This window comes from Pseudazoarcus pumilus (genome assembly GCF_002872475.1).
Lineage (GTDB): Bacteria > Pseudomonadota > Gammaproteobacteria > Burkholderiales > Rhodocyclaceae > Pseudazoarcus > Pseudazoarcus pumilus.
On record NZ_CP025682.1, the window covers coordinates 53,290 to 76,483 of the forward strand.

The 23,194-nt window shown below is 67.7% G+C and carries 28 protein-coding genes; 22 read left to right on the forward strand and 6 right to left on the reverse strand.

Annotated features, from left to right (window positions below; all coding sequences use genetic code 11):
• Positions 1-2: 2 nt before the first annotated feature.
• The gene (locus tag C0099_RS00245; RefSeq protein WP_102245572.1) at positions 3-452 is read right to left on the reverse strand and encodes an Hsp20/alpha crystallin family protein; all 450 of its coding nucleotides are present in this window, start codon (positions 450-452) and stop codon (positions 3-5) included.
• Between the two features lie 279 nt (positions 453-731).
• Here C0099_RS00245 and C0099_RS00250 point away from each other — a divergent pair, with 279 nt between their 5' ends.
• The 5 genes from C0099_RS00250 (at position 732) to modC (ending at position 5,290) form a co-directional block, all read left to right on the forward strand.
• Positions 732-1,325 (forward strand): CBS domain-containing protein, encoded by a 594-nt coding sequence (locus C0099_RS00250; RefSeq protein ID WP_164084841.1) that lies wholly within the window; start codon positions 732-734, stop codon positions 1,323-1,325.
• A gap of 173 nt (positions 1,326-1,498) precedes the next feature.
• On the forward strand, positions 1,499-2,785 hold the full coding sequence (locus tag C0099_RS00255; protein WP_102245574.1) for a nucleoside recognition domain-containing protein: 1,287 nt from the start codon (positions 1,499-1,501) through the stop codon (positions 2,783-2,785).
• Positions 2,785-3,531 (forward strand): molybdate ABC transporter substrate-binding protein, encoded by a 747-nt coding sequence (modA, locus tag C0099_RS00260; RefSeq protein ID WP_102245575.1) that lies wholly within the window; start codon positions 2,785-2,787, stop codon positions 3,529-3,531. The genes C0099_RS00255 and modA overlap by 1 nt, the downstream gene beginning before the upstream one ends.
• Positions 3,532-3,533: 2 nt before the next feature.
• A complete protein-coding gene (modB, locus tag C0099_RS00265) occupies positions 3,534-4,220 on the forward strand; it encodes a molybdate ABC transporter permease subunit (RefSeq protein ID WP_102245576.1) in 687 nt (228 codons plus the stop codon).
• Positions 4,217-5,290, forward strand: coding sequence for a molybdenum ABC transporter ATP-binding protein (gene modC / locus C0099_RS00270; protein WP_228151615.1), 1,074 nt, complete (start codon positions 4,217-4,219; stop codon positions 5,288-5,290). The genes modB and modC overlap by 4 nt, the downstream gene beginning before the upstream one ends.
• A 128-nt stretch (positions 5,291-5,418) precedes the next feature.
• Here the strand turns inward: modC and C0099_RS00275 are convergent, their stop codons facing one another.
• Positions 5,419-6,519, reverse strand: a complete 1,101-nt coding sequence (locus tag C0099_RS00275) for a substrate-binding domain-containing protein (protein WP_102245578.1) — start codon at positions 6,517-6,519, stop codon at positions 5,419-5,421.
• A 129-nt stretch (positions 6,520-6,648) separates the two neighbouring features.
• Between C0099_RS00275 and C0099_RS00280 the strand changes: the two genes are divergently transcribed.
• Positions 6,649-7,470, forward strand: coding sequence for a substrate-binding domain-containing protein (locus C0099_RS00280; protein ID WP_102245579.1), 822 nt, complete (start codon positions 6,649-6,651; stop codon positions 7,468-7,470).
• 75 nt (positions 7,471-7,545) lie between these two features.
• Here the strand turns inward: C0099_RS00280 and C0099_RS00285 are convergent, their stop codons facing one another.
• Both C0099_RS00285 and C0099_RS00290 read right to left on the reverse strand, forming a co-directional pair.
• Positions 7,546-8,400: a universal stress protein gene (locus C0099_RS00285; protein WP_173768933.1), complete on the reverse strand. Its 855-nt coding sequence runs from the start codon at positions 8,398-8,400 to the stop codon at positions 7,546-7,548.
• Positions 8,401-8,411: 11 nt separating this feature from the next.
• Complete coding sequence (locus tag C0099_RS00290; protein WP_102245581.1) at positions 8,412-9,893, reverse strand: SulP family inorganic anion transporter; 1,482 nt, start codon at positions 9,891-9,893, stop codon at positions 8,412-8,414.
• Positions 9,894-10,395: 502 nt separating this feature from the next.
• Here C0099_RS00290 and C0099_RS00295 point away from each other — a divergent pair.
• From C0099_RS00295 to C0099_RS00315, 5 genes are all read left to right on the forward strand, one after another.
• Positions 10,396-10,743, forward strand: a complete 348-nt coding sequence (locus C0099_RS00295) for a TraR/DksA family transcriptional regulator (protein ID WP_102245582.1) — start codon at positions 10,396-10,398, stop codon at positions 10,741-10,743.
• A gap of 39 nt (positions 10,744-10,782) precedes the next feature.
• The gene (locus C0099_RS00300; RefSeq protein ID WP_102245583.1) at positions 10,783-11,391 is read left to right on the forward strand and encodes a methyltransferase domain-containing protein; all 609 of its coding nucleotides are present in this window, start codon (positions 10,783-10,785) and stop codon (positions 11,389-11,391) included.
• 113 nt (positions 11,392-11,504) lie between these two features.
• Positions 11,505-12,056 carry a macro domain-containing protein gene (locus C0099_RS00305; RefSeq protein WP_199797636.1) on the forward strand — a complete coding sequence of 184 codons (552 nt, stop codon included), beginning with the start codon at positions 11,505-11,507 and terminating at the stop codon, positions 12,054-12,056.
• Positions 12,053-13,420: a nicotinate phosphoribosyltransferase gene (locus C0099_RS00310; protein WP_102245584.1), complete on the forward strand. Its 1,368-nt coding sequence runs from the start codon at positions 12,053-12,055 to the stop codon at positions 13,418-13,420. Before C0099_RS00305 ends, C0099_RS00310 begins: the two co-directional genes overlap by 4 nt.
• Before the next feature lie 33 nt (positions 13,421-13,453).
• Positions 13,454-14,035, forward strand: a complete 582-nt coding sequence (locus C0099_RS00315) for a nicotinamidase (RefSeq protein ID WP_102245585.1) — start codon at positions 13,454-13,456, stop codon at positions 14,033-14,035.
• Between the two features lie 16 nt (positions 14,036-14,051).
• Here the strand turns inward: C0099_RS00315 and C0099_RS00320 are convergent, their stop codons facing one another.
• Positions 14,052-14,477 carry a putative iron-sulfur cluster-binding metallochaperone gene (locus tag C0099_RS00320; RefSeq protein WP_102245586.1) on the reverse strand — a complete coding sequence of 142 codons (426 nt, stop codon included), beginning with the start codon at positions 14,475-14,477 and terminating at the stop codon, positions 14,052-14,054.
• Positions 14,478-14,757: 280 nt separating this feature from the next.
• On the opposite strand from C0099_RS00320, the gene C0099_RS00325 reads away from it, so the two are divergent.
• The 9 genes from C0099_RS00325 to C0099_RS00365 all read left to right on the forward strand — a co-directional run bounded on the left by C0099_RS00325 (position 14,758) and on the right by C0099_RS00365 (position 21,567).
• Positions 14,758-15,477 (forward strand): polyamine aminopropyltransferase, encoded by a 720-nt coding sequence (locus tag C0099_RS00325; protein WP_102245587.1) that lies wholly within the window; start codon positions 14,758-14,760, stop codon positions 15,475-15,477.
• 225 nt (positions 15,478-15,702) lie between these two features.
• Positions 15,703-16,581 carry an urease accessory protein UreD gene (locus C0099_RS00330; RefSeq protein ID WP_102245588.1) on the forward strand — a complete coding sequence of 293 codons (879 nt, stop codon included), beginning with the start codon at positions 15,703-15,705 and terminating at the stop codon, positions 16,579-16,581.
• A 30-nt stretch (positions 16,582-16,611) separates the two neighbouring features.
• Positions 16,612-16,914 carry an urease subunit gamma gene (locus tag C0099_RS00335; protein WP_102245589.1) on the forward strand — a complete coding sequence of 101 codons (303 nt, stop codon included), beginning with the start codon at positions 16,612-16,614 and terminating at the stop codon, positions 16,912-16,914.
• Between the two features lie 12 nt (positions 16,915-16,926).
• On the forward strand, positions 16,927-17,232 hold the full coding sequence (locus C0099_RS00340) for an urease subunit beta (RefSeq protein ID WP_102245590.1): 306 nt from the start codon (positions 16,927-16,929) through the stop codon (positions 17,230-17,232).
• Positions 17,233-18,939, forward strand: a complete 1,707-nt coding sequence (ureC, locus tag C0099_RS00345) for an urease subunit alpha (RefSeq protein WP_102245591.1) — start codon at positions 17,233-17,235, stop codon at positions 18,937-18,939.
• A gap of 8 nt (positions 18,940-18,947) precedes the next feature.
• Positions 18,948-19,424: an urease accessory protein UreE gene (gene ureE / locus C0099_RS00350; RefSeq protein ID WP_102245592.1), complete on the forward strand. Its 477-nt coding sequence runs from the start codon at positions 18,948-18,950 to the stop codon at positions 19,422-19,424.
• Positions 19,425-19,664: 240 nt separating this feature from the next.
• Positions 19,665-20,345: an urease accessory protein UreF gene (locus C0099_RS00355; protein WP_102245593.1), complete on the forward strand. Its 681-nt coding sequence runs from the start codon at positions 19,665-19,667 to the stop codon at positions 20,343-20,345.
• Complete coding sequence (gene ureG, locus C0099_RS00360; RefSeq protein WP_102245594.1) at positions 20,342-20,971, forward strand: urease accessory protein UreG; 630 nt, start codon at positions 20,342-20,344, stop codon at positions 20,969-20,971. The genes C0099_RS00355 and ureG overlap by 4 nt, the downstream gene beginning before the upstream one ends.
• A gap of 26 nt (positions 20,972-20,997) precedes the next feature.
• Positions 20,998-21,567 (forward strand): HupE/UreJ family protein, encoded by a 570-nt coding sequence (locus C0099_RS00365; RefSeq protein WP_102245595.1) that lies wholly within the window; start codon positions 20,998-21,000, stop codon positions 21,565-21,567.
• A gap of 17 nt (positions 21,568-21,584) precedes the next feature.
• Here the strand turns inward: C0099_RS00365 and C0099_RS00370 are convergent, their stop codons facing one another.
• Entirely contained in the window at positions 21,585-22,307 is a 723-nt protein-coding gene (locus tag C0099_RS00370) for a pentapeptide repeat-containing protein (RefSeq protein WP_228151616.1), read from the reverse strand.
• 57 nt (positions 22,308-22,364) lie between these two features.
• Between C0099_RS00370 and C0099_RS00375 the strand changes: the two genes are divergently transcribed.
• On the forward strand, positions 22,365-22,697 hold the full coding sequence (locus C0099_RS00375) for an ArsR/SmtB family transcription factor (RefSeq protein ID WP_102245597.1): 333 nt from the start codon (positions 22,365-22,367) through the stop codon (positions 22,695-22,697).
• On the forward strand, positions 22,694-23,191 hold the full coding sequence (locus tag C0099_RS00380; protein WP_102245598.1) for an arsenate reductase ArsC: 498 nt from the start codon (positions 22,694-22,696) through the stop codon (positions 23,189-23,191). Before C0099_RS00375 ends, C0099_RS00380 begins: the two co-directional genes overlap by 4 nt.
• Positions 23,192-23,194: the final 3 nt, after the last annotated feature.

Consider the following 23,194-nt stretch of genomic DNA (forward strand, 5'->3'; position numbering starts at 1 on the left):
GATCACTGGATGGTGATGCGTCGCGGCTGCATCGCTTCGCGCCGCGCGACGCGGATATGCAGCACGCCGTCGCGGTAGTGCGCGCTGACCTGTTCGGGGTCGGCATCCTCGGGCAGCGACACGGCGCGGCGGAAGCGTCCCGCGAAGCGTTCGCTGGCGTAGACGGGCTGCTTGGGGTCGTCCGGGCGGTCGTTCTTGCGCTCGCCCTCGATCGACAGCACGCCGCGCTCGACGCGTACGTCGAACTCCTGCGCCGACATGCCCGGCGCGAAGGCGTAGATGTGCACCGCGTCCGGCGCCGAGCCGACGTTGATGGCCGGAAAGGCGCCGCTCGCAACGGCGCGGATCGAGCCCGGCCGGCCGGTCGTGCCGAAGAGTTGCTGCAGTTCGCGCTGCAGGCGTTCGAAATCGGCGGCAAACCCGCCGGGCGAAGTCAGAAGCGATTCGTACATGGTCTTGCCCCCTATGAGAAGTTGCACTACGACGGCCGTCGGGGAGTGTCCTGGCGCCGCCGCCGCCGACCGTCCGTGATCGATATATGCCGGCGCGTATCCCCGACTTCAAGAGGGCGATGGTGCGTTTCCTTCCTGCGGGTTTTCCGAGGCTTGCGCACCCCGTCACGGGCGCCCATAGTGAATTGTCGGCGCCGGTTCCATGCATGCCGCATGAGCCGCGCCGCGACCACAAAGGCCGTCGGCATTCGTGCAACGGTCAGGCATGGAGGAACAGCGATGGCAAACTTCCACGCAATCGGCGTATCGGTGCTCACGGGCAAGACGCGTCTCGTCACCCAGCCCGAGACCCGGCCGCTCGATCACATGCTCGACGAACCCGCGTTGAGTGCAATGACCGACCTGTCGCGCGTACCGGCCGCATCGGTGTCCGCGGACGAACTCGTCGATGACGCCCATGCGCGCATGCTCGAGCGACGTGTGCGCATGTTGTTCGTGGTCGATCACGCCGGATTTCTGGCCGGTCTGATCACCAGCAACGATCTTCTCGGCGAGAAGCCGATGCAGGTCGTGCGCGAGCGTGGCGTGCGTCACGACGAGATCCGCGTGCAGGACATCATGACTCCGGCCGAGGCAGTCGAGGCGCTGGACATCGACGATCTGGGCGGTGCGCGCGTCGGCGACATCGTCGAGACCATGCGCAGCCGCGCGCGTCAGCACGCGCTGGTGGTGCGCCACGACGCCGAAGGCCTGCCGCAGGTGTGCGGCGTGTTCTCGGCGGCCGACCTGTCGCGCCGGCTGGGCATCGAGGTGGTGCCGATGAAGGTCGCACGCACCTTCGCCGAGATCGAGGAGTCGCTCGCCCACGAGTGAGCCGGGCGCGGATCGCAGCGTGCCGGCCGGTGCCGGCGTTACGAAAGGCTTCGTGGCTTGTGCGGCGCGGGGCGGCGTGATTACATGGCGGCTTTGCGCAGGAGCCGCCGTCCCGTGACCGCCGCGTTCGTTCCCCGTCGCCTCCCGCGCGCCCGTCCGTCCGAGGCGGGACGATGAACGGCATCTTCCTCGGCATCGTCCTGATCGCCTTCGCGGCCGCGGCCTGGCGCCAGATCGGCCATGTCCCGGTCGAGGGCCAGCCCTCGCCGATGGAGGCGCTCTCGTCCGGCATGATCGATGCGGCCGGCGGCGCGGTCGAACTTGCGCTGGGTCTGGTCGGCGTGATGACGCTGTTCCTCGGGCTGATGAAGGTCGCCGAGGCCGGCGGCCTGCTGGTGATCATCGCCAAGCTGATCCGCCCGCTGATGACACGCCTGTTCCCGGAGGTGCCGCCCAATCACCCGGCGATGGGCGCGATGATCCTCAACATGTCGGCCAACGCGCTGGGTCTGGGCAATGCCGCCACGCCCTTCGGCATCCGTGCGATGCAGGAACTCGACAAGCTCAACACGCGCCCCGGGACTGCGACCAACGCGATGGCGCTGTTCCTCGCGATCAACACCTCGAGCATCACGCTGCTGCCCACCGGCGTCATCGCGATCCGCGCCGCGGCCGGCTCGGCCGACCCGGCCGCCATCCTGCCGACGACGCTTTTCGCGACCATTTGCGCGACGATCGCCGCTGTTTCGGCGGCGTTTCTCTATCGACGCTTCTTCCCGCTGGGCCCGCTCGATCCCGATGCCGCACCTGTCGACCGCCCCTGGGTGAACGAGGAAGGCGAACACATCGAGGACGCCGGCGCCTATCCGCTGTGGGTGTCGGTCGCGGCCCTGGTGACGCTGTTCGCGCTGATTCCCTTCACCATCGTCTACGGCCGTGCGATTTCGCCGTGGATCGTGCCGGGGCTGATGGTCGGCTTCCTGGTGTTCGGCGCATCGCGCGGCGTGCGCATCTACGAGGTCTTCGTCGAGGGCGCCAAGGATGGCTTCCAGGTGGCGTTGCGCATCATCCCGTATCTGGTCGCCATCCTCGTCGCGGTCGGCATGTTCCGCGCCAGCGGCGCGATGGACTACATGGTGGCCACGCTCGGTGCGCTCACTGGCAAGGTCGGCCTGCCCGCGGAGGCCTTGCCGATGGCGCTGCTGCGCCCGCTCTCCGGTTCCGGCGCCTACGGCGTGATGGCCTCCATCATCAACGACCCGGCGATCGGCCCGGACAGCTACGTGGGCATGCTGGTGACCACGCTGCAGGGTTCGACCGAGACCACCTTCTACGTGCTGGCGGTGTATTTCGGCGCTGTGCAGATACGGCGCATCCGTCATACCCTGGCCGCGGCGCTGACCGCCGACGTGGTGGCGGTGATCGCGGCGGTGGCGATCTGCTCCTACCTGTTCCTGTGATGCGTCTGCTCCTGATCCTCGCGCTTGTGTTGTCGGCCGCCTGCGCACAGGCGGCGCAGATCCGCGTCGCCGTGGCCGCCAACTTCCACGGCACGCTGCAGCAACTGGCCGAGCGCTTTGCCGCGCACAGCGGTCATCGCCTCGTCATCAGTGCCGGCGCGTCCGGCGCGCTGGCCACCCAGATCGCCAACGGCGCGCCCTTCGATGTGTTCCTGTCGGCGGACGGGGAGCGTCCGCGCTGGCTGGAGGAACGCGGCCTTGCCGTGACCGGCACGCGCTTCGTCTATGCGCGCGGCGTGCTGGTGCTGTGGAGCCCGCGTGCGGGCGTGGTCGACGCCGACGGCGCGGTGCTGACGGCTGGCAGCTTCCGTCATCTGGCGCTGGCCGACCCGCGCCTTGCGCCCTACGGCGCGGCGGCCGAGCAGGTGCTGCGCGCACGCGGGGTGTTCGAGTCGCTCGATGCCGCGCGGCGGCTGGTGCGTGGACAGTCCATCGGTCAGACCTGGAGCCAGGTCGCCAGCGGCGCGGCGGAACTGGGCTTCGTCGCGCTGGCGCAGGTGCGCCGCGACGGCGTGGTACCGGGCTCGCACTGGATCGTGCCGCGCGAGCTCCACGCGCCCATCGAACAGGCGGCCGTGTTGCTCGCCGGCGCTGCCGAGCCCGACGCGGCGCGCGACTTTCTCGCCTGGCTGCGTGGCGACGAGGCGCGTGCGCTGATCGAGGCTGCCGGCTACGGCGTGCACTGACGATGCTCTCGCCGCAGGACCTGACCGCGCTGTGGATCACCTTCCGGCTGGCCGCCATCAGCACCGTGCTGCTCATCGTGCTGGCTACACCGTTGGCGTGGTGGCTGGCGCAGACCCGTTCGCGCGGGCGCACCGTGGTCGAGGCGCTGGTGGCCATGCCGCTGGTGCTGCCGCCCACGGTGATCGGCTTCTACCTGCTGCTGCTGCTCGGTCCGCAAGGCGCCATCGGCGGTTTCCTGGAGCGCATCGGCGTTGGCCATCTGGCCTTCAGCTTTGCCGGGCTGGTGATCGGCTCGATGATCTATTCGCTGCCATTCGTCGTGCAGCCGCTGCAGAACGCCTTCCAGGCCACCGGCACGCGTGTGCTGGAGGCGGCCGCGACGCTGCGCGCCGGCCCGCTCGACCGCTTCCTCAGCGTTTCGTTGCCGCTGGCGCGGCGCGGTTTCCTGACCGCCGCAGTGCTGTCCTTCGCGCATACGCTGGGTGAATTCGGCGTGATCATCATGCTCGGCGGCAACATCCCGGGCAGCACGCAGGTGGCGTCCATCGCCATCTACAACCACGTCGAGGCAATGGACTACGCCGCCGCGCACGGGCTGGCGCTGGTGCTGGTGGTGCTGGCCTTCGGCCTGCTGCTGAGCGTGTATGCGATCAACCGGCGCTTCAAGGTGGTGGGGGTCGCATCGTGACGATCGCGGCACGTTTCCGGGTGGATCGTGGCGACTTCGTGCTCGATGTCGACCTGAAGCTGCCTTCGCGTGGCGTCACCGCGCTGTTCGGGCCGTCGGGTGCGGGCAAGACCACGGTGCTGCGCTGCATCGCCGGGCTGGAGCGGCTCGCGGACGCCCACGTCGATTTCGACGGCGAGGTGTGGCAGCACGGGCGTGACTTCGTGCCGACGCACCGGCGCAGCCTCGGCTACGTGTTCCAGGAGGCCAGCCTGTTTCCGCACCTGTCGGCGCGCGGCAACATGGAATACGGCTTCAAGCGCATCCCGGCCGCCGAGCGGCGCATCGCCTGGGACGATCTGGTGGCGCTGCTCGACCTTGGCCATTTGCTCGACCGCCATCCGGATCAACTCTCCGGCGGCGAGCGCCAGCGCGTCGGGCTGGCGCGCGCGCTGCTTACCAGCCCGCGCCTGCTGCTGCTCGATGAGCCGCTCTCGGCGCTGGACGCGGCGCGCAAGCAGGAGATCCTGCCGTATCTGGAGCGCCTGCGTGACCAGCTCGACATCCCGATGCTGTATGTCAGCCATTCGCACGACGAGGTGATCCGGCTCGCCGATCATCTGGTGCTGCTCGACAACGGCCGCGTGCGCGCGTCCGGCCCGCTGGCCGAGACGCTGGCGCGCACCGACCTGCAGCTCTCGCGCGGCATCGAGGCCAGCGTGATGATCGAGACCACGGTGGCGGCGCACGAGGACGACTGGCATCTGTCGCGGCTGGCCTTCGCCGGGGGCGAGTTGCTGGTGCCGCGCTGCCGGCGCGAACCGGGCGGGACGCTGCGCGTGCGGGTGCATGCGCGCGACGTGGCACTGGCATGTTCGCGTGTCGAGGACAGCAGCATCAACAATCAGATCGCCGCGCGCGTGGTCGAGATCGTGCCGGCCGACGGGCCGGCCTACGTGCTGATCCGCCTCGATGCGGCCGGCGTGCCGCTGCTCGCGCGCATCACGCGGCGTTCGGCGGATCGTTTGGGGCTGGCACCGGGCGGCGCGGTGTGGGCGCAGATCAAGTCGGCGGCGCTGCTGGAGGCGTGAGCGGGGTTTTGTAGGTCGCGGCGAGCGCAGCGAGTGCGACATCGGCCGCAGGCTATGGCGAAGCGGGTCGATGTATCGGGCCGGGTCGTCGCACTCGCCTTCGGCTCGTCACGACCTACCGAGCAGACCTACGTCGCCGGATGCTTCTGCGTGCGATAGCGCCACCACGGCAGCACGCGGCTCATGGCCAGTACTTCGCCACAGTGTTCCGGCGCATAGCCGGGCAGTCCGGCCAGCGTGCGCTGCCATTGCTCGCTGCCGAGCAGTGTCAGCAGGGCCTGGATGCCGGCTTCGTTGAGCGCCGACTTGAGGCAGGCGAGGTGGTATTGCTCCTCGACCACCGGTACGAAGTCCAGCCCGCGTGCACGTGCCGCCGCCTCGATGCCCAGGCCGACATCGGCCTGTCCGGAAGCCACTGCCTGCGCGACCGCCGCGTGCGAAGGCTCGGCACTGTCGAAGCCGCGGATCGAGCTCGCGGAAATGCCCTGTTCGTCCAGCAGCTCTTCCAGCAGCAAGCGCGTGCCGGCGCCCAGCGCGCGGTTGGCGAAGCGCAGCTTTCCGCTGGCGAGGCTGTGCAGGCCGGTCAGGCCGAGCGGGTTGCCGGGCGCGACGATCAGGCCCTGCGTGCGGCGGGCGAAGCCGATGATCTTGTGCAGGCCGGGCTTGAGCATGGGCTTGTAGGTGCGCTGCGCGAGCGAGCCGCGCGGCGGGTTCAGCCGGGTGTGAAAGCCGGCCATCATGCAGCGGCCTTCGTTGAGCGCCCGGATGGCATCCACGCTGCCGGTGAAGCGGATGTCCAGATGCAGCTTCTGCCCGCGCGCCTGCTCGCGCAGGGCCGAGAGCGCATCGTCGTGGCTGGCGTGAAAGCTCAGCACGTGGGTGGAGTCGTCGAAGGCCACGGCGTAGGCGCGTTCGAGGTCGGCGCGCAGGTTCTCGATCTGCGCCTGCAGCCGCACCTGAGCCTGGCGCTCGGCCCACAGCAGCTTGGTGCCGAACTCGGTCAGCCGCGCCGGCTGACCCTTCTCCCACACGATCAGCGCGTGTTCCAGCTCGGCCTCCCGGCGCTTGAGCTCGCCCCATACGTGGCGATAGGAGTAGCCGAGCTGGCGCGCGGCGGCCGAGATCGAGCCGTTGTCCTCGACCGCGTGCAGCAGATCGAGCAGCGGATTGCGGATCAGCGCCGAGCCGCGGGTGTCCGACAGGGTGTAGTGGAACTGGATCCTATGCACGGGCGTTCATATTGCCGAAAGTAATCACGATCAATAGATTACGCCAAAACTGGTAATGAACAGGCGACCACCGGTCGCCGCCCGTGGTCGCGCTGGTGCGCGGCATCGCGTTTTCCCCCAGGAGTGAACATGAAACCTGCATCCTTGATCCGTCCGCTGCGCGGCCTGTGCGCCGCCCTCGCCATTTCCGCCTTCGCGGCCTCCGCCGCGCAGGCCGAATCCATCGTCGTGGCCTCGACCACGTCGACCGAGCAGTCCGGCCTGTTCGGCCACATCCTGCCGATCTTCGAGAAGAAGAGCGGCATCGAGGTGCGCGTCGTCGCGCAGGGTACCGGCCAGGCGCTGGAGACCGGCCGCCGCGGCGATGCCGACGTGCTGTTCGTGCACAACGTCGTGGCCGAGGAGAAGTTCGTCGAGGAAGGCTACGGCGTGAAGCGCTTCCCGGTGATGTACAACGATTTCGTCGTCATCGGCGAGAAGTCCGATCCGGCCGGGGCAAAGGGCAAGGACGTCACGGCCGCACTGAAGAAGGTGGCTTCCGCCAACGCCGGCTTCGTCTCGCGCGGCGACAAGAGCGGCACGCATTCGGCCGAGCTGCGTTTCTGGAAGGCCGCCGGCGTCGAGGACAAGGGCACGGGCTACAAGGAATGCGGCTGCGGCATGGGTCCGGCGCTCAACATCGCCGCGTCCAGCGGCGCCTATGTGATGTCCGACCGTGCGACCTGGCTCAACTTCAAGAACCGCGCCAACCTGACCATCCTCGTCGAGGGCGACGAGCGCCTGTTCAACCAGTACGGCGTGATCCTCGTCAATCCCGACAAGCACGCCCACGTGAAGAAGGACGCCGGCCAGCAGTTCATCGACTGGCTGGTGTCGGCCGAAGGCCAGGCCGCGATCGCCGAGTACAAGATCGACGGCCAGCAGCTGTTCTTCCCCAACGCCAATCAGTAAGTCGTCCCGCCTCGGGCTCGGCGCCGTCCGGTCTTCGACCGGGCGGCGTTGTTCTTTCCGGGGAACGCGCGATCCTCAGCGCAATACCAGTACCGGTACCGGCAGCGTGCGCAACAGCGCCGTCGTGGTGCTGCCGATCATCAGGTGGCGGATGCGTGAATGGCCGTAGGCGCCGATCACGACCAGATCCATCGTGTGTTCGGTCGCGTAGTCTCCCAGCGCGCGCTCGGCGTCGCCGTCGCGGGTGGCGGTGGTGACGTCGAAGCCGCGTGCTTCGAGTTCGGTCTTCGCCCACGCCAGCGCGTCGCTGGCCGACGCGCCGCTGCCCACTGTCACGACATGCACCGGCAGGCCGACCAGCAGGGGGCTGGCGGCGACGCGCTCCACGGTCTTGCGACCGGTGGGACTGCCGTCGAACGCGATCATGAAGCGCTCGGGCGTCCTGTAGTGTGCGGCGGTGGCGAGGATGGGCTTGTGGATGGCGCGGATCACGCGTTCCAGGCGGTGGTTCTGCACCGGCTGGTCGGGTGCGGCGGCGTCGACGTGACGGCGGCCAAGCACGATCAGGCGCGTGTCGTCTTCCATTTCGCCCAGCGTCTCGACCAGGGTGCCGTGACGCTGGCGGCCTTCCGGTGCCTTCACGCCAAGCTCGGCGGCGCGACCGCGTGCTGCGTCGACCAGGATGCGACCGTGTTCCTGCGCAATCTTGCTGCGCTGGGCATCGAGCTCGGCCAGTTGTTGCAGCAACTCGTCCTGGGCGCCGACCTTGAGGTTGCCGGAGAAGTCGCTCACCGGCGCCACTTCTTGATGGCGGTCGATGACGTGCAGGAACTCCAGCGGCGCGCCCATGCGCAGCGCCGACCAGGCGGCGTACTCGCACACCGTGGCCGAGGTTTCGGTACCGTCGATACAGCCAATCACCTTGTTCATGTTCGTCATCCTCAGTGTCCGCCCATCAGTCGTTCGACGGCGTCCGGCTTGTCGTGGATCGCGAAACGGTCGACCAGTGTCTTGCTGGCTTCATCGAGACCGGCAATCTCCACTTCCGTGCCTTCGCGGCGGAACTTGATCACCGCGCGGTCGAGCGCGTCGATCGCCGTGATGTCCCAGAAGTGCGCGCGCGAGACGTCGATGCGCACACGTTCGATGACTTCCTTGAAGTCGAAACCGGCCATGAAGGTGCCGGCCGAAGCGAAGAATACCTGCCCCACCACCTGATAGCTGCGCACGCGGCCGTGGTCGTCGGTGCGCGAGTCGATGCGCAGCACGCGCCCGACCTTGTGCGCGAAGAAGATGCCCGAGAGCAGCACGCCGACCAGCACGCCGCGCGCCAGGTCATGCGTTGCCACCACCACCACGACCGTGGCGATCATCACGACGCTGGAGCTGGGCGGGTGTTCGCGCAGCTTGCGGATCGAGCTCCAGTCGAAGGTGCCGATGGACACCATGATCATCACCGCCACCAGCGCGGCCATCGGGATCTGCGCGACCCACTCGTCGAGAAACACCACCATGATCAGCAGGAACACGCCGGCGAGCAGGCAGGACAGGCGACCGCGGCCGCCGGATTTGATGTTGATCACCGACTGGCCGATCATCGCGCAGCCGGCCATGCCGCCGATGAAGCCGGTGGCGATGTTGGCCGTGCCCTGGCCGATGCACTCGCGGCGTTTGTCGCTGTTGGTGTCGGTGAGGTCGTCGACGATGGTCGCGGTCATCAGCGATTCGAGCAGGCCGACCACCATCAGCGTCAGCGAGTACGGGAAGATGATCGCGAGCGTCTCGAAGTTCAGCGGGATGTCGGGGATCAGGAACATCGGCAGGCTGTCGGGCAGCTCGCCCATGTCGCCCACGGTGCGCACGTCCAGGTTCAGCCACATGGCGATCGCGGTGAGCACGACGATGGTCACCAGCGGCGACGGAATCGATTTGGTCACCATCGGCAGCAGGTAGATGATGGCCAGGCCGCCGGCGGTCATCGCATACACCACCCACGTCACGTTGGTGAGTTCGGGCAGTTGCGCGAGGAAGATCAGGATCGCCAGCGCATTGACGAAGCCGGTGACGACCGAGCGCGACACGAAACGCATCAGCAGGTCGAGGCGGATCATGCCGGCGGCGATCTGCAGCACACCGGTGAGCACCGTGGCCGCGAGCAGGTATTGCAGGCCGTGTTCCTTGACCAGCGTGACCATCAGCAGCGCCATCGCGCCGGTGGCGGCCGAGATCATGCCGGGGCGACCGCCCGTGAAGGCGATCACGACGGCCATCGAGAACGAGGCGTAGAGGCCGACCTTGGGGTCGACGCCGGCGATGATGGAAAACGCGATGGCCTCGGGGATCAGCGCCAGCGCGACCACGAGGCCGGCAAGCGTGTCGCCGCGGATATTGGAAAACCAGTCTTTTCGGATTGTCTGAAACATGGGCGGATGATTGGTGATGGCCGCGCGATGACCGCGCTTGGCGGACGCATGCGATGCCGGGCTGCGTGCAGGCAGCGATTGTTCGGAATCTCGTGGAGGTGGAGCGGGTGGACTTCCGGCCGGAGTGCGGGTGGTTGCGGTGGCGTGGATGGAAGTCGGGTCGAGCGAATTACAAGGGACTGCTCCGGGAAGGCGTACTGCGGAAAACCGCGCATCATACGGAATGTTGCGACGCAACACAATGAAATGCATAAATAAATTCTATTGATGGGCCCATCCCCGGATCGGCGCCACAGGCGCCCTTGCGTGCCGCCAGGGTCTCGCACGCTTTGGCACGCCGCTACAAGAGCGACAGCCCCGGGGCTATACTCCGGCGACACACCTCATGACCGGGCCCATGTAATCGAACTGCACCCCTTTGCCCATGCGCGCGTGTCGCGCATGCCCACCCCGCGTCGCGCGCCGTCGACGCACGCGGGAAGCCCCGAACCGGAGTGCAACGATGACGATTGACCTGGAAGCCTTCCGCGCCCGCATCGCGGGCGATCTCCAGAACCTCGAAGAATCCCTGCGTGAGGCCGAGTCGGCAGGCCGCACGGTGATGCTCGACCAGGCCAGCGTAGGCCGTCTGTCACGCATGGACGCAATGCAGCAGCAGGCCATGGCGCAGGAGTTGCGTGCCCGGCTGATCACCAGTCGGCGCAGGCTGCAGGCGGCGCTCGCGCGCATCGACGCCGGCAGCTTCGGACATTGCTGCCAGTGCGATGCCGAGCTCGACCCCAAACGGCTCGCGCACGACCCGGCCGCCGTGTTCTGCCCCGATTGCGTGGCCGAACGAGAGAACGGATAAGCGCAACGCGCGCCGCCGGAACCATTTGGAGCATTCCCGATGGACGCTGATCTGCAGACCGAGCGCCTCGACCGGGTGTTCGATTTCCTGATCGCGCGCGGCGCGCGCAGTGTGCTCGACCTGGGTTGCGGCAACGGCGACCTGCTGCTGCGCCTGGCGCGTGACCCGCAGATCGAGCGCATCGTCGGCATCGACATCGACGAGCGCGCGCTCGTCGATGCACGACGCCGTCTGGGGCTGAACCCGGACGAGGTTGACGCTCGCGTGCGCGTGATGAACGCCTCGTTCGAGGTGGACGATGCGGCGATGGTCGGATTCGACGCCGCGGTGCTGCTCGAGACCATCGAGCACATCGAGCCCTCGCGCCTGTCGCGCGTCGAATCGGCGGTGTTCGGCGGATATCGGCCGGCCACCGTCATCGTCACGACGCCGAACCAGGAGTACAACGTGCTCTATGGACTGCTGCCCGGTGACATGCGTCATCCCGGCCATTTCTTCGAGTGGAACCGCGCCAAGTTCCGCCGCTGGGCCGCCGGCGTGGCCGGACGCAACGGCTACGACGTGTATTTCGACGAAGTCGGTGACTATGACCCGGCGCGCGGCGCGCCGACCCAGATGGCGCGCTTCATCCGCATCGGCGGAGTGTGACGCCGACGCGGAACGACCCTGGGCGACCGGCGTCCACACTCACATGATCTGCCGGCGCCCGAGTTGCGCCGCGGCACCCATCGAAGCCGTCACAAACGGAAAAGGAGGGAGCCATGATCCGCAAGACCCTGCATGAGGTCGCCGTCGAATGCGTCGTCGGCGACATTGTCGCCCAGTCGGACATCGACGCCGTCGTCAACGCCGCCAACGCCGAGTTGCGCACCGGTGGCGGCGTGGCCGGTGCGCTGCATCGCGCGGCCGGTCCCGGTCTGGAGCAGGAGTGCCGGCCGCTCGCGCCCATCCGCCCCGGCCAGGCCGTGATCACCGGCACCCACGCGTTGCCCAACCGTCACGTCATCCATTGCCTGGGGCCGGTCTTCGGCGTGGATGAGCCGGCAGACGAGTTGCTCGCGGCGTGCTACCGCAACACATTGGAGCTGGCCGAGCGCGAAGGCCTGCGCTCGCTCGCCTTTCCGGCGATTTCCACCGGCGCCTTCGGCTATCCGCTGCACGCGGCCACTGAAATCGCGCTGGCGACTGTGCTCGAGGCCGCGCCGCGCCTGGTTTTCGTGCGTTTGATCCGCTTCGTGCTGTTCGACCGCGCCGCGCTCGATGTGCATGCCGAGGTGCTCGAAGCCCTGAGCGGTGCGGAGGGCGAACAATGAACAAGCGCCGCGCCAACCATTGCGAGGCATACGTCAGCCACGGCCTGGGCCTGTTCACCGACCTGTACGAACTGACCATGGTGCAGGCCTACTTCGAGCAGGGCATGCGTGGCGAGGCGGTGTTCAGCCTGTTCTCGCGCGCATTGCCACAGCGGCGTAACTTTCTCGTCGCCTGCGGGCTGGACACGCTGCTCGATGATCTCGAGGCCTTTCACTTCGATGACGGCGATATCGAATACCTCGCCTCGCTCGATCGTTTTTCGCCGGCCTTTCTGGACTGGCTGCGGGATTTTCGCTTCACCGGCACCGTCTACGCCGTGCCCGAGGGCACGCCGGTGTTTGCCGACGAGCCCCTGCTCGAAATCGTCGCACCGCTGCCGCAGGCCCAGCTGATCGAGACCCTGGTGATGAACCAGATGCAGTTGCAGACGGTGCTCGCGAGCAAGGCGCAGCGCATGGCCGCCGCTGCGGCAGGCCGGCGCGTGCTGGATTTCGGCGCGCGCCGCATGCACGGCTTCGACGCGGCGCTCAAGGCCGCGCGCGCGTTTCACGTCGCCGGCATTGCGGCCACTTCCAACGTGCTCGCGGGGCGCGTGTGGGGCGTGCCGGTGGCCGGTACCATGGCCCATAGCTACGTCCAGGCCCATGACGATGAGCGCGAGGCCTTGCGCGCCTTCGCGCAGACCTTTCCGGATACGGTGGTGCTGGTCGACACCTATGACACGCTGGCCGGCGTGCGCAAGGTCGTCGATCTGGTGCGCTCGGGCGAGGCGCGCATCGGCGCGGTACGCCTCGATTCGGGAGACCTGCTGGAGCTTGCGCGCGCGAGCCGGCACCTGCTCGACGCCGCCGGCCTGCAACACGTGGGCATCGTCGCCAGTGGCGGCCTCGACGAGGACCGCATCGCCGAACTGGTCGCCGCTGATGCGCCGATCGGGGGATTCGGCGTGGGCAGCAGCATGGGCGTGTCCGACGACGCGCCCAACCTCGACATTGCCTACAAGCTGTGCGAATACGATGGCCGTGGCCGTCTCAAGCTCTCCAGCGGCAAGCCCGTGCTGCCCGGCCGCAAGCAGGTGTTCCGCAGCCTGCGCGATGGTCGCGCGGTCGGTGACGTGATCGCCCGTGCCGACGAATCGCTGGCCGGTGAGCCGCTGCTGCACCCGGTCATGCGCGACGGCCGACGTCTGCACACCCCGGCGGATCTCGATGCGCTGCGCACGCATGCTCAAGAATCCATCGCCCGTCTGCCCGATGCGGTGCAGGCACTCGAAGCTGCGGAACCGGGCTATCCGGTGTCGGTCAGCGCCGCGCTGCGCGAGCACCAGCAGCAGGTGGCCGAGCGCATTCGCGCTGGCCAGTGACACGAATCACGAATCAACACAGGGAGGCGCGCCATGAACACGACGGCCCTGCATTCCCGATTCGAACCCGGCGACGCGCTGATCGTCGTCGACGTACAGAAGGACTTCTGCCCCGGTGGGGCGCTGGCGATCGACGCTGGTGACCGCGTCGTGCCGGTGCTCAACCGGCTCATCGACGAGGCCGTGCGTGCCGGCGTTCCGATCATCGCCTCGCGCTGCTGGCATCCTCGCGATCATCCGAGCTTCCGTGATCACGGTGGCCAGTGGCCTGTGCACTGTCTGCAGGACAGTGACGGCGCCCGCTTTCATCCCGATCTCGCGTTGCCCGAGCAGACTGTCGTCGTCACCAAGGGCGTGCGTTTCGACCACGACCAGAACTCCGCCTTCGACGACACTGGCCTGGCCGACTTCCTGCGCGCACACGGCGTGCGTCGGGTGTGGGTCGGCGGCCTGGCAGAGGACGTGTGCGTGCGCGCCACGGTGCTTGACGCGCGTCGTGAAGGCTTCGACACGGTGCTCGTGGCCGAGGCCACGCGCCCGGTCACGGCCGAAGGCGGAGAGCACGCGTTGTGCGAGATGCGCGAGGCCGGTGTGGTGCTCGAGGAAGCGGCCTGAGGGTCCGCGTGACCGCTCAAGTGCGCGGCAGGTCCTTCAGACAGCAGCGGCCCGACGGGTTGCTGGTCTCGCATGAGCATTCGCCCGCGCGCGTCCTGTCCTCGACGAAACGGTGCAGCGAGGCGTCGCCCTCGAAGTCGGCCCGGCTGAGCTTGAAGCAGTAGCACAGCAGCGAAGCACCGTCGTCGTCCTTGATGCCCACGCGCGTGTGCAGCCTGTCGCGCGTAATGCGCGAGCCGTCGTCGCCGAAATACACGGTGTCGCAAGTCGGGCTGGCGCAGAAGAAGTGACGCGCGGCCGACGGTGTCCAACTCGCCGGTGTGCTCAGGTGGTGGGCGATCGTGGGTTCGCCGACCGCGATTCCGGCGACACCGCATTCCGGACAGGCCTGCCGGCGCGATGCTGGTGAGCGGCCCTTCGGACTCTTGCAGCACTCGTCCATGTTCAGTCTCCCGACTTGGCGTTGGTTGGCCTGGAAATAAGCGATTTCGTTCAGGGCGCGGCGGATGGATTGCCAATCTTGCGATCTTGCGCGCGGTGGCTCAAGTTCGCGAGGCCTCGCCGCGGACCGGACGCCCCGGTACGATGTCGCCAATCCTGAAGGCTGTGAATCGCTGCCGTGTGGCATCTCCGTGTGCTGCCTTGCTCCGGCCCCGGCCGCGCTGCGGGGTGCTGATCGCCGGCTGCGTACGCTGGTCACCGGTTCCCCAACGGAGTACGCCATGAACATCGATTTCATCGAACTGGACTACCGCGAAACCCCCATCGGTGCGGTCAGCATCCGCCGTCGCAGCGAGGTGCGTCTGGGCGGCGTGACCGTCTACGAGATCAAGCTCGACGACGAATTCCTGATGTCGAGCCTGTTCACGGCCAGCGAGGAGGCGCTTGCACGGCTCGGGCTGGCACCGCTTGAGCGTGCGGATCTGGACGTGATCGTCGGCGGACTGGGCCTGGGCTACACCGCCGCCACGGTGCTGGAGAACCCGGCGGTGGGCTCGCTGCATGTGGTCGATTGGCTCGCACCCGTGATCGAATGGCACGAGACCGGCATCTGCCCGCTCGGGCCGACGCTGACAGCGGATGCGCGCTGCAGCATCAAACATGGCGACTTCTTCCGGCTCGCAGTTTCCGACGACGGCTTTCTGGCCGAGCCGGGCCGGCGCTTCGACGCCATCCTGCTCGACATCGACCATACGCCGCAGCATGTTCTGAACGAATCACATGCGGGCTTTTACACGCGTGAATCGCTCACCGCGATGACGCGCCAACTCAAACCCGACGGCGTGTTCGCGCTGTGGTCGGACGATCCGCCGCATGCCGGGTTCGAGGCCTTGCTCGGCGAGGTGTTCGAGTCGGTCGCCGCGCACGTCGTGCCGTTCCCCAATCCCTACACCGGCGGCGAGTCGGCGTGCACCGTGTACGTCGCGCAGCACCCGCGTTGAAATCCTGCGAGGAATGCGCGGCGCGAACCGAAGCAGTGCATGGAGACTGCGACCACGGTCGCAGCGCCCCGAAGTGGTGCGCAATGCACTGATTCGGGGCGTATCTCGGGTCGCAAAGGTGCAAGTCTCGCTCGTGCACGGCCGCGCACGGCTGCCATCCCCGATGATTGGGCTGTTTTTACGCCGCTTGTGAGGACATGGCACGGGATTCGCTAAACCCCGTCCATGAACCTCGTCGTCGACCCTGCCCACCTGATTCCGCCGGAGCTCGCGCCACCCGCGTCCGTCCCGGGCTGGCACGCGTCGCTGCAACTCGGCTTCGCGCGACGCGGCCTGCGCACCGTGCTGGTGCACAGCCGTCATGCAGGCCCCTTGCGCATGCAGAAGCCGCTGTACCCGGAAGGCGAGGCCGTGTGTCACGCCATCGTGCTGCATCCGCCGGCCGGCATCGTCGGTGGCGACGTGCTGGACATCTCGGTCGAGGTCGGACCGCTCGCGCATGCGTTGCTGACCACGCCGGGTGCCGGCAAGTGGTATCGCAGCGGCGGCCGGCAGGCTGCCATGACGCAATCGCTGCGGGTCGCCAAGGATGGCATCTGCGAGTGGCTGCCACAGGAGGCCATCATTTTCGACGGCGCCGAGGCGAGCCTGACGACGCACGTCGAGCTGGAGGCCGGTGCGCGCTTCATCGGTGCCGAGATGAGCTGCTTCGGGCGCACCGGCTCGGGCGAGCGTTTCACGCAGGGGCGCTACTCGAGCCACACGCGCATCCGCATCGATGGACGCGCGGTGTGGCTGGAACGCGGTCGCGTCGATGGCGGTGGCGCCCTGCTCGATTCGCCGGTGGGGCTGGCCGGCCAGCCGGTGACCGGCACGTTGTGGATCGTCGGACCGCAAGTCGATGAGGCCCTGCGCGACGCCTGCCGCGAGATCGAGCCGCTCGCCGGTGAAGGGGCCGTGACCCTGCTGCCCGGCGTACTGGTCGCGCGCTGGCTGGGCCCGGCCTGCGAGCCGGGGCGCGAGTGGTTTTCGCGATTGTGGGCCCGCGTTCGACCGTCGCTGACCGGCCTGTCCGCCGCCACGCCGCGCATCTGGAATACCTGAACCGGGGCGCTGCCCCGCTGGAGAGGACGAATGGAACTGACCCCCCGCGAGAAGGACAAGCTGCTGATCTTCACCGCCGGCCTGGTGGCTGAACGCCGTCTGGCGCGTGGCGTGAAGCTCAACTACCCGGAGTCGGTGGCGCTGATCACCTGCGCCATCCTCGAGGGCGCGCGCGACGGCCGCACGGTGGCCGACCTGATGCACTTCGGCACCACCATCCTCGCCCGCGAACAGGTCATGGAAGGCGTGCCGGAGATGATTCCCGAGATCCAGGTCGAGGCCACGTTCCCCGACGGGACCAAGCTCGTAACCGTCCACAACCCCATAATCTAAAGGGCGCGAAAGATGATCCCCGGAGAAATGCACACCCTGGACGGCGAGATCGAGCTCAACGTGGGCCGCGACACGATCACGCTCAAGGTGACCAACACCGGCGATCGCCCGGTGCAGGTCGGCTCGCACTACCACTTCGCGGAAACCAACTTCGCGCTTGATTTCGACCGCGCGGCCGCGCGTGGCTTTCGCCTGAACATCGCGGCCGGTACCGCCGTGCGCTTCGAGCCGGGCCAGTCGCGCACCGTCGAACTGGTCGCGCTGGCCGGTGACCGGAAGGTGTACGGCTTCGCCGGCGACGTCATGGGAGCACTGTAAATGACAGCGAAAATCTCACGCCGCGCCTATGCGGAAATGTTCGGCCCCACCACCGGCGACCGCGTGCGCCTGGCCGACACCGAGCTGTGGATCGAGGTCGAAAAGGATTTCACCATCTACGGCGACGAGGTGAAGTTCGGCGGTGGCAAGGTCATCCGCGACGGCATGGGCCAGAGCCAGCGGGTGTCGGCCGAGGTCGTCGACACCGTCATCACCAACGCGCTGATCGTCGACCACTGGGGCATCGTCAAGGCCGATCTGGGGATCAAGGACGGACGCATCGCCGCCATCGGCAAGGCCGGCAACCCCGACATCCAGCCCGGCGTGACCATCGCGCTGGGTGCCGGCACCGAGGTCATCGCCGGCGAGGGCATGATCGTCACCGCCGGCGGCATCGATGCCCACATCCACTGGATCTGCCCGCAGCAGATGGACGATGCGCTGATGAGCGGCATCACCACCATGCTCGGTGGCGGCACGGGCCCGGCCACCGGCACCATGGCCACCACGTGCACGCCGGGGCCGTGGCACATGCACCGCATGCTGGAGGCGGCCGAGGCCTTTCCGATGAACCTGGGCTTCTTCGGCAAGGGCAACGTCTCGCTGCCCGACCCGGCGCGCGAACAGATCGAGGCCGGTGCCATCGGGCTCAAGCTGCACGAGGACTGGGGCACGACGCCGGCGGCGATCGACAACTGCCTGTCGGTGGCCGAGGAATACGACGTGCAGGTGGCGATTCACACCGACACGCTCAACGAATCGGGCTTCGTCGAGACCACCATCGCGGCGTTCAAGGATCGCACCATCCACACCTTCCACACCGAAGGGGCGGGCGGCGGCCACGCGCCGGACATCATCAAGGCCATCGGCCGGCGCAACGTGATTCCGTCCTCGACCAACCCGACGCGGCCCTACACCGTGAACACCATCGACGAGCATCTGGACATGCTGATGGTGTGCCACCACCTCGATCCGTCGATTGCCGAGGACGTGGCCTTCGCCGAGAGCCGCATCCGCCGCGAGACCATCGCCGCCGAGGACATCCTGCACGACACCGGCGCGTTCTCGATCATGTCGTCGGATTCGCAGGCCATGGGCCGCGTCGGCGAGGTCGTCACGCGCACCTGGCAGACCGCGCACAAGATGAAGGTGCAGCGCGGCGCGCTGCCCGAGGACGGTGACGCGGGCCACGACAATTTCCGCGTCAGGCGCTACATCGCCAAATACACGATCAACCCGGCGATCTGCCACGGCATCGCGCATGAGGTCGGCTCCATCGAGGTCGGCAAGCTCGCCGATCTGGTTTTGTGGAAGCCGGCCTTCTTCGGCGCCAAGCCGGCCATCATCCTCAAGGGCGGCGCGATTGCCGCGGCCGTGATGGGCGACCCCAACGCCTCCATCCCGACACCGCAGCCGGTGCACTACCGGCCGATGTTCGCGAGCTTCGGCAAGGCGCTCAAGCGCTCCGTGACCTTCGTCTCGCAGGCCGCGCTCGACAACCCCGCGGTGCAGGCGCTGGGGCTGGAAAAGCCGCTGGTGGCGGTCAAGGGCTGCCGCAGCGTCAAGAAGGCCGACATGATCCACAACGGCGCCACGCCGGTGATCGACGTCGACCCCGAGACCTATGTCGTGCGCGCCGACGGCGAACTGCTTACCTGCGAGCCGGCCGACGTGCTGCCGCTGGCGCAGCGTTACTTTCTCTTTTAGGGCGTCCCATGTTGCTGCTCGAATCCCTCTACGACGGCCCCGAACCCGCCACCGAGAAGCTGGAGCTCGACTTCGGCTACCGCACGAAAAGCCGTCTGCGCGCCAGGCTGAAGACGGGTGAGGAAGTCGGTCTGTTCCTCGAGCGCGGCACCGTGCTGCGCGGCGGCCAGAAGTTGCGCGCCAAGGACGGCCGCATCGTCGAGGTCGTCTCCGCCCCCGAAGACCTGCTCGAAGCCCGCTGCGACGGCGCCTTCGCGCTGGCGCGCGCGGCCTATCACCTCGGCAACCGCCACGTCGCCGTGCAGATCGGCGACGGCTGGCTGCGCATCCAGGCCGATCACGTGCTCGAACACATGCTCGTCGGCCTCGGTGCCGAAGTGCGCGCCGTCTCCGCGCCGTTCGAACCCGAGACCGGGGCCTACGCCCACGGCCACCAGCACCCCGGCGACGGCAGCGGGGCGCGCATCCACATGATGAGCGCGTGAAATGAGTCGTCGAATGACCGTAGGGCGCAATAAGCGAAGCGCATTGCGCCGCATTGGCCGAACATTCGGCGGATTACGCTGCGCTAATCCGCCCTACGAGTTCTGCGCTCGCCGCAAACAGCGAAAGCCGGCGAGCTCCTTCCGTAGGTCGCCGATGAGCGAAGCGAATTGCGACATCTCCGTCCGTGTGTCGGATTTCGCTTCGCTCAACCCGACCTACGATCACGCGGAGCACCCCTGATGCTCCCCCTCGTCCGCCTGCTGCAACTCGCCAGCCCGGCCTTGCCGGTCGGCGCCTACACCTATTCACAGGGTCTGGAATGGGCGGTGGAGAGCGGCTCCGTGAAGAACGAGGCCGGCACGGCCAGATGGATTGGAGACGCGCTGTCGCACAACCTCGCGCGCTTCGAGGCGCCGCTGGCCGCCGCGCTGATGCAGGCCTGGAATGACGGGGACGACGCGCGCGTGGCGGCGCTCAACGCCGACTTCAACGCCAGCCGCGAGACCATGGAACTGCGCGCCGAGACCGTGCAGATGGGCTGGTCGCTGGTGCGCCTGCTCGGAGATCTCGACGTTTTTGCACGGCTTCCCGGCTGGCGTGATCGCCTGCTGGCCGTCGACGAGCCGGCCTTCCCGACCGCATGGACGGCTGCCGCCGCCGCCTGGCAGGTACCGGCGGATCAGGCCATCGCCGCCTACCTGTGGGCCTGGCTGGAAAACCAGGTGATGGCGGCGGTCAAGGCCGTGCCGCTCGGGCAGAGCGCCGGCCAGCGGTTGCTGAGCGAGCTGGGCGAGACGATCCCGGCGCTGGCGGAACAGGCGCTGGCGCTGCCCGAGTTCGAATGGAGCAACTTCAACCCCGGCCTCGCGATTGCGAGCAGCCGGCACGAGACCCAATACACGAGGCTGTTCAGATCATGACTTCCAGTACACAAGCCCTGCGCGTGGGCATCGGCGGGCCTGTCGGCTCGGGCAAGACCGCATTGACGCTCGCGCTGTGCCGCGCGCTGCGTGACAAGTACAACATCGCCGTCGTCACCAACGACATCTACACCGCCGAGGACGCACAGTTCCTGGTGCGCAACGAGGCGCTGGCGGCCGATCGCATCATCGGCGTCGAGACCGGCGGCTGCCCGCACACGGCGATCCGCGAGGACGCATCGATCAACCTCGAGGCGGTCGATCGGCTCAACCGACGCTTTCCGGGGCTGGAGATCATCTTCGTCGAGTCCGGCGGCGACAACCTCGCGGCGACCTTCTCGCCGGAACTGTCGGATCTGACGATCTACGTCATCGACGTGTCGGCCGGCGACAAGATCCCGCGCAAGGGCGGACCCGGCATCACGAGGAGTGACCTGCTGGTGATCAACAAGATCGATCTGGCGCCGTTGGTGGGCGCTTCGCTGGAGGTCATGGACCGCGACGCGAAGAAGATGCGCGGGGATCGCCCCTTCGTCTTCTCCAACCAGAAGAGCGGTCAGGGCCTGGACGAAATCATCGACTTCATCGAGCGCCAGGGTCTGCTCGTCGCGCCCCAAGCCGTCTGAACCGAACACTTCATGAGGAAACCGACATGAAACGACTGCTCTGCTCCCTCCCGCTCGCCCTGTTTGCAGGCGCCGCGCTGGCCCATCCGGGTCACGAATCCGTGAGCTTCTTCTCCGGGTTCGGTCACCCCATCGGCGGTCTCGACCATGTGCTCGCCATGCTGGCGGTCGGCCTGCTCGCCGCGCGTCAGGCCGGCCGCGCCCGCTGGGCGTTGCCTGTGGCCTTCGTCGCCGCGATGCTCGCGGGTGCCGGGCTGGGCGCTCTGGGTGTGGCGCTGCCGGCCGTCGAGAGCGGCATCGCGCTGTCCGTGCTGGTGCTGGGCCTGCTGATCGCCTTCGTCGTCGCGCTGCCGCTGGCGGTGGCCGTGCCGATGGTTGCCGTGTTCGCGCTCTTCCACGGGCATGCGCACTTCACCGAGATGGGCCACGGCTCGATGTGGCTGTATGCCGCCGGCTTCGCCATCGCCACCGCGCTGCTGCACGGCGCCGGGTATGCGCTGGCGCGTGTCTTGCCCGAAGGCGCCGCTGCGGTGCGCATCAAGCGCGTGGCTGGCGGGCTCATTGCCGTGGCCGGCGCAGTCTTTCTCGCGGCCTGATACGGGGGCTGCCCGCCCTACGGGCAGCCGATGCAGCCTTCCGTCTGGGCGCTGAAGAAGTTGGCCTGGGCGACGTTCTTCGCGTCGCGCAGGTCGGCGCCGCGCAGGTCGGCGCGGGTGAAGTTCGTGCCCGACAGGTTCGCGCCCCGCATCGTGACCTCGCGCATGTCGGCGGCGCGGAAGTTCGCGCGCGTCAGGTCGGCGCCATCGAGCGTGGCGCGCCCGAGCCGCGCGTTCGAAAGGTTGGCATTCGCCAGCTTCGCGCCTTCGAGATTCGCGCTGCTGAAATCCACGTTCTGCAAGGTCGCCGCTTCGAAATTGGCCCCGTTCAGCTGCGTTTCGACGAACTCCGCGCCGCGCGCATTGACGCGTTTGAGCGAAACTTCGGCCATGCGCGCACCGTTGAAGCGCGTGCCGGTAATGGTCGTCTCGTCCAGATTGGCACCGGTGAGGTTTGCGCCGGACAGGTCCGAACGCGAGAACTGCGAATTGGACAGGCGCGCGCCGGCCAGATCGGCGCCGGCGAGATTCATGTTCACGCAGAAGGTGCCGCGCCGGATGTTGCAGCCGTCGATGCTGAGGCTTTGAGCGAGGACGCCGGTCGAGGCGAGCAGGGCAAGGACGAGGGCGGTGGCTTTGAAGGGCATCGATTGGGGTGTCCGTATTGGCTGAAGCGGGTTGGACGGCAACGGCCAAACATAGTTTATTTCCCCACCGCGGCCAAGCGCCGGTGCAGGCATTGACTAAGGCGGACTTTTCCGCCGATAATGATTCAACACTTATTGAAGTATTGAATCATGGACAAGCCCACCGCCCTGCAGGTCTTCGAAGCGCTCTCGTCCGGCGTGCGGCTGGATGTCTTCCGCCTGCTCGTGCAGGCAGGCCCCGACGGGCGCGTGGCGGGTGAGCTCTCCGCGGCACTCGACATCCCGCCGACGAATCTGAGCTTTCACCTCAAGGGGCTGGCGCAGGCCGGGCTGGTCACGGCCGAGCAGGAAGGCCGCTTCCAGCGCTACCGCGCCAATATCGCGCTGATGGTCGACACCATCGGTTTCCTCACCGAAAACTGCTGTGGCGAAGGCGTGAGCTGTGAGCTCACGGGTATCGCGGAAGGAGTCTGCAAGTCATGAATGTACTGTTCCTGTGCACCGGCAACTCGTGTCGTTCGATCCTCGCCGAAGCCACCTTCAACGCGCTCGCCCCCGAAGGTTGGCGCGCCATCAGCGCCGGCAGCCAGCCGGCCGGCTACGTGCATCCGAAGTCGCTGGCGCTGCTCGAACGCGAGGGCATCGCCACCGACGGCCTTGCCAGCAAGTCGTGGGACGGCCTGCCGGTGACCCCCGATCTGGTCATCACCGTATGCGCCAGTGCGGCCGGCGAGACCTGCCCGGTCTATCTGTCGCCGGCGCCGCGCGCCCACTGGGGCGTGGCCGACCCGGCCAGGGCCACCGGCACCGAGGCCGAAATCGAGGCCGCCTTCGAGACGGCGTACCGCACGCTGCGCCACCGCATCGAAGCATTGCTGGCACTGCCACGCGATCTGGCCGAAAAGGATCTCGCGAAGTTCAAGGCCGAATGCGAGCGCATCGGCACCCTCGTCCCCGAATCCACACGGACCGCCTGAACC

Bases quoted from the DNA above. Each gene is read 5' to 3' on its own strand.
- C0099_RS00245 (WP_102245572.1), bottom strand. From the start codon at position 452: ATGTACGAATCGCTTCTGACTTCGCCCGGCGGGTTTGCCGCCGATTTC.
- C0099_RS00250 (WP_164084841.1), top strand. From the start codon at position 732: ATGGCAAACTTCCACGCAATCGGCGTATCGGTGCTCACGGGCAAGACG.
- C0099_RS00255 (WP_102245574.1), top strand. From the start codon at position 1,499: ATGAACGGCATCTTCCTCGGCATCGTCCTGATCGCCTTCGCGGCCGCG.
- modA (WP_102245575.1), top strand. From the start codon at position 2,785: ATGCGTCTGCTCCTGATCCTCGCGCTTGTGTTGTCGGCCGCCTGCGCA.
- modB (WP_102245576.1), top strand. From the start codon at position 3,534: ATGCTCTCGCCGCAGGACCTGACCGCGCTGTGGATCACCTTCCGGCTG.
- C0099_RS00280 (WP_102245579.1), top strand. From the start codon at position 6,649: ATGAAACCTGCATCCTTGATCCGTCCGCTGCGCGGCCTGTGCGCCGCC.
- C0099_RS00285 (WP_173768933.1), bottom strand. From the start codon at position 8,400: ATGAACAAGGTGATTGGCTGTATCGACGGTACCGAAACCTCGGCCACG.
- C0099_RS00290 (WP_102245581.1), bottom strand. From the start codon at position 9,893: ATGTTTCAGACAATCCGAAAAGACTGGTTTTCCAATATCCGCGGCGAC.
- C0099_RS00295 (WP_102245582.1), top strand. From the start codon at position 10,396: ATGACGATTGACCTGGAAGCCTTCCGCGCCCGCATCGCGGGCGATCTC.
- C0099_RS00300 (WP_102245583.1), top strand. From the start codon at position 10,783: ATGGACGCTGATCTGCAGACCGAGCGCCTCGACCGGGTGTTCGATTTC.
- C0099_RS00305 (WP_199797636.1), top strand. From the start codon at position 11,505: ATGATCCGCAAGACCCTGCATGAGGTCGCCGTCGAATGCGTCGTCGGC.
- C0099_RS00310 (WP_102245584.1), top strand. From the start codon at position 12,053: ATGAACAAGCGCCGCGCCAACCATTGCGAGGCATACGTCAGCCACGGC.
- C0099_RS00315 (WP_102245585.1), top strand. From the start codon at position 13,454: ATGAACACGACGGCCCTGCATTCCCGATTCGAACCCGGCGACGCGCTG.
- C0099_RS00320 (WP_102245586.1), bottom strand. From the start codon at position 14,477: ATGGACGAGTGCTGCAAGAGTCCGAAGGGCCGCTCACCAGCATCGCGC.
- C0099_RS00325 (WP_102245587.1), top strand. From the start codon at position 14,758: ATGAACATCGATTTCATCGAACTGGACTACCGCGAAACCCCCATCGGT.
- C0099_RS00330 (WP_102245588.1), top strand. From the start codon at position 15,703: ATGAACCTCGTCGTCGACCCTGCCCACCTGATTCCGCCGGAGCTCGCG.
- C0099_RS00335 (WP_102245589.1), top strand. From the start codon at position 16,612: ATGGAACTGACCCCCCGCGAGAAGGACAAGCTGCTGATCTTCACCGCC.
- C0099_RS00340 (WP_102245590.1), top strand. From the start codon at position 16,927: ATGATCCCCGGAGAAATGCACACCCTGGACGGCGAGATCGAGCTCAAC.
- ureC (WP_102245591.1), top strand. From the start codon at position 17,233: ATGACAGCGAAAATCTCACGCCGCGCCTATGCGGAAATGTTCGGCCCC.
- ureE (WP_102245592.1), top strand. From the start codon at position 18,948: ATGTTGCTGCTCGAATCCCTCTACGACGGCCCCGAACCCGCCACCGAG.
- C0099_RS00355 (WP_102245593.1), top strand. From the start codon at position 19,665: ATGCTCCCCCTCGTCCGCCTGCTGCAACTCGCCAGCCCGGCCTTGCCG.
- ureG (WP_102245594.1), top strand. From the start codon at position 20,342: ATGACTTCCAGTACACAAGCCCTGCGCGTGGGCATCGGCGGGCCTGTC.
- C0099_RS00365 (WP_102245595.1), top strand. From the start codon at position 20,998: ATGAAACGACTGCTCTGCTCCCTCCCGCTCGCCCTGTTTGCAGGCGCC.
- C0099_RS00370 (WP_228151616.1), bottom strand. From the start codon at position 22,307: ATGCCTGCACCGGCGCTTGGCCGCGGTGGGGAAATAAACTATGTTTGG.
- C0099_RS00375 (WP_102245597.1), top strand. From the start codon at position 22,365: ATGGACAAGCCCACCGCCCTGCAGGTCTTCGAAGCGCTCTCGTCCGGC.
- C0099_RS00380 (WP_102245598.1), top strand. From the start codon at position 22,694: ATGAATGTACTGTTCCTGTGCACCGGCAACTCGTGTCGTTCGATCCTC.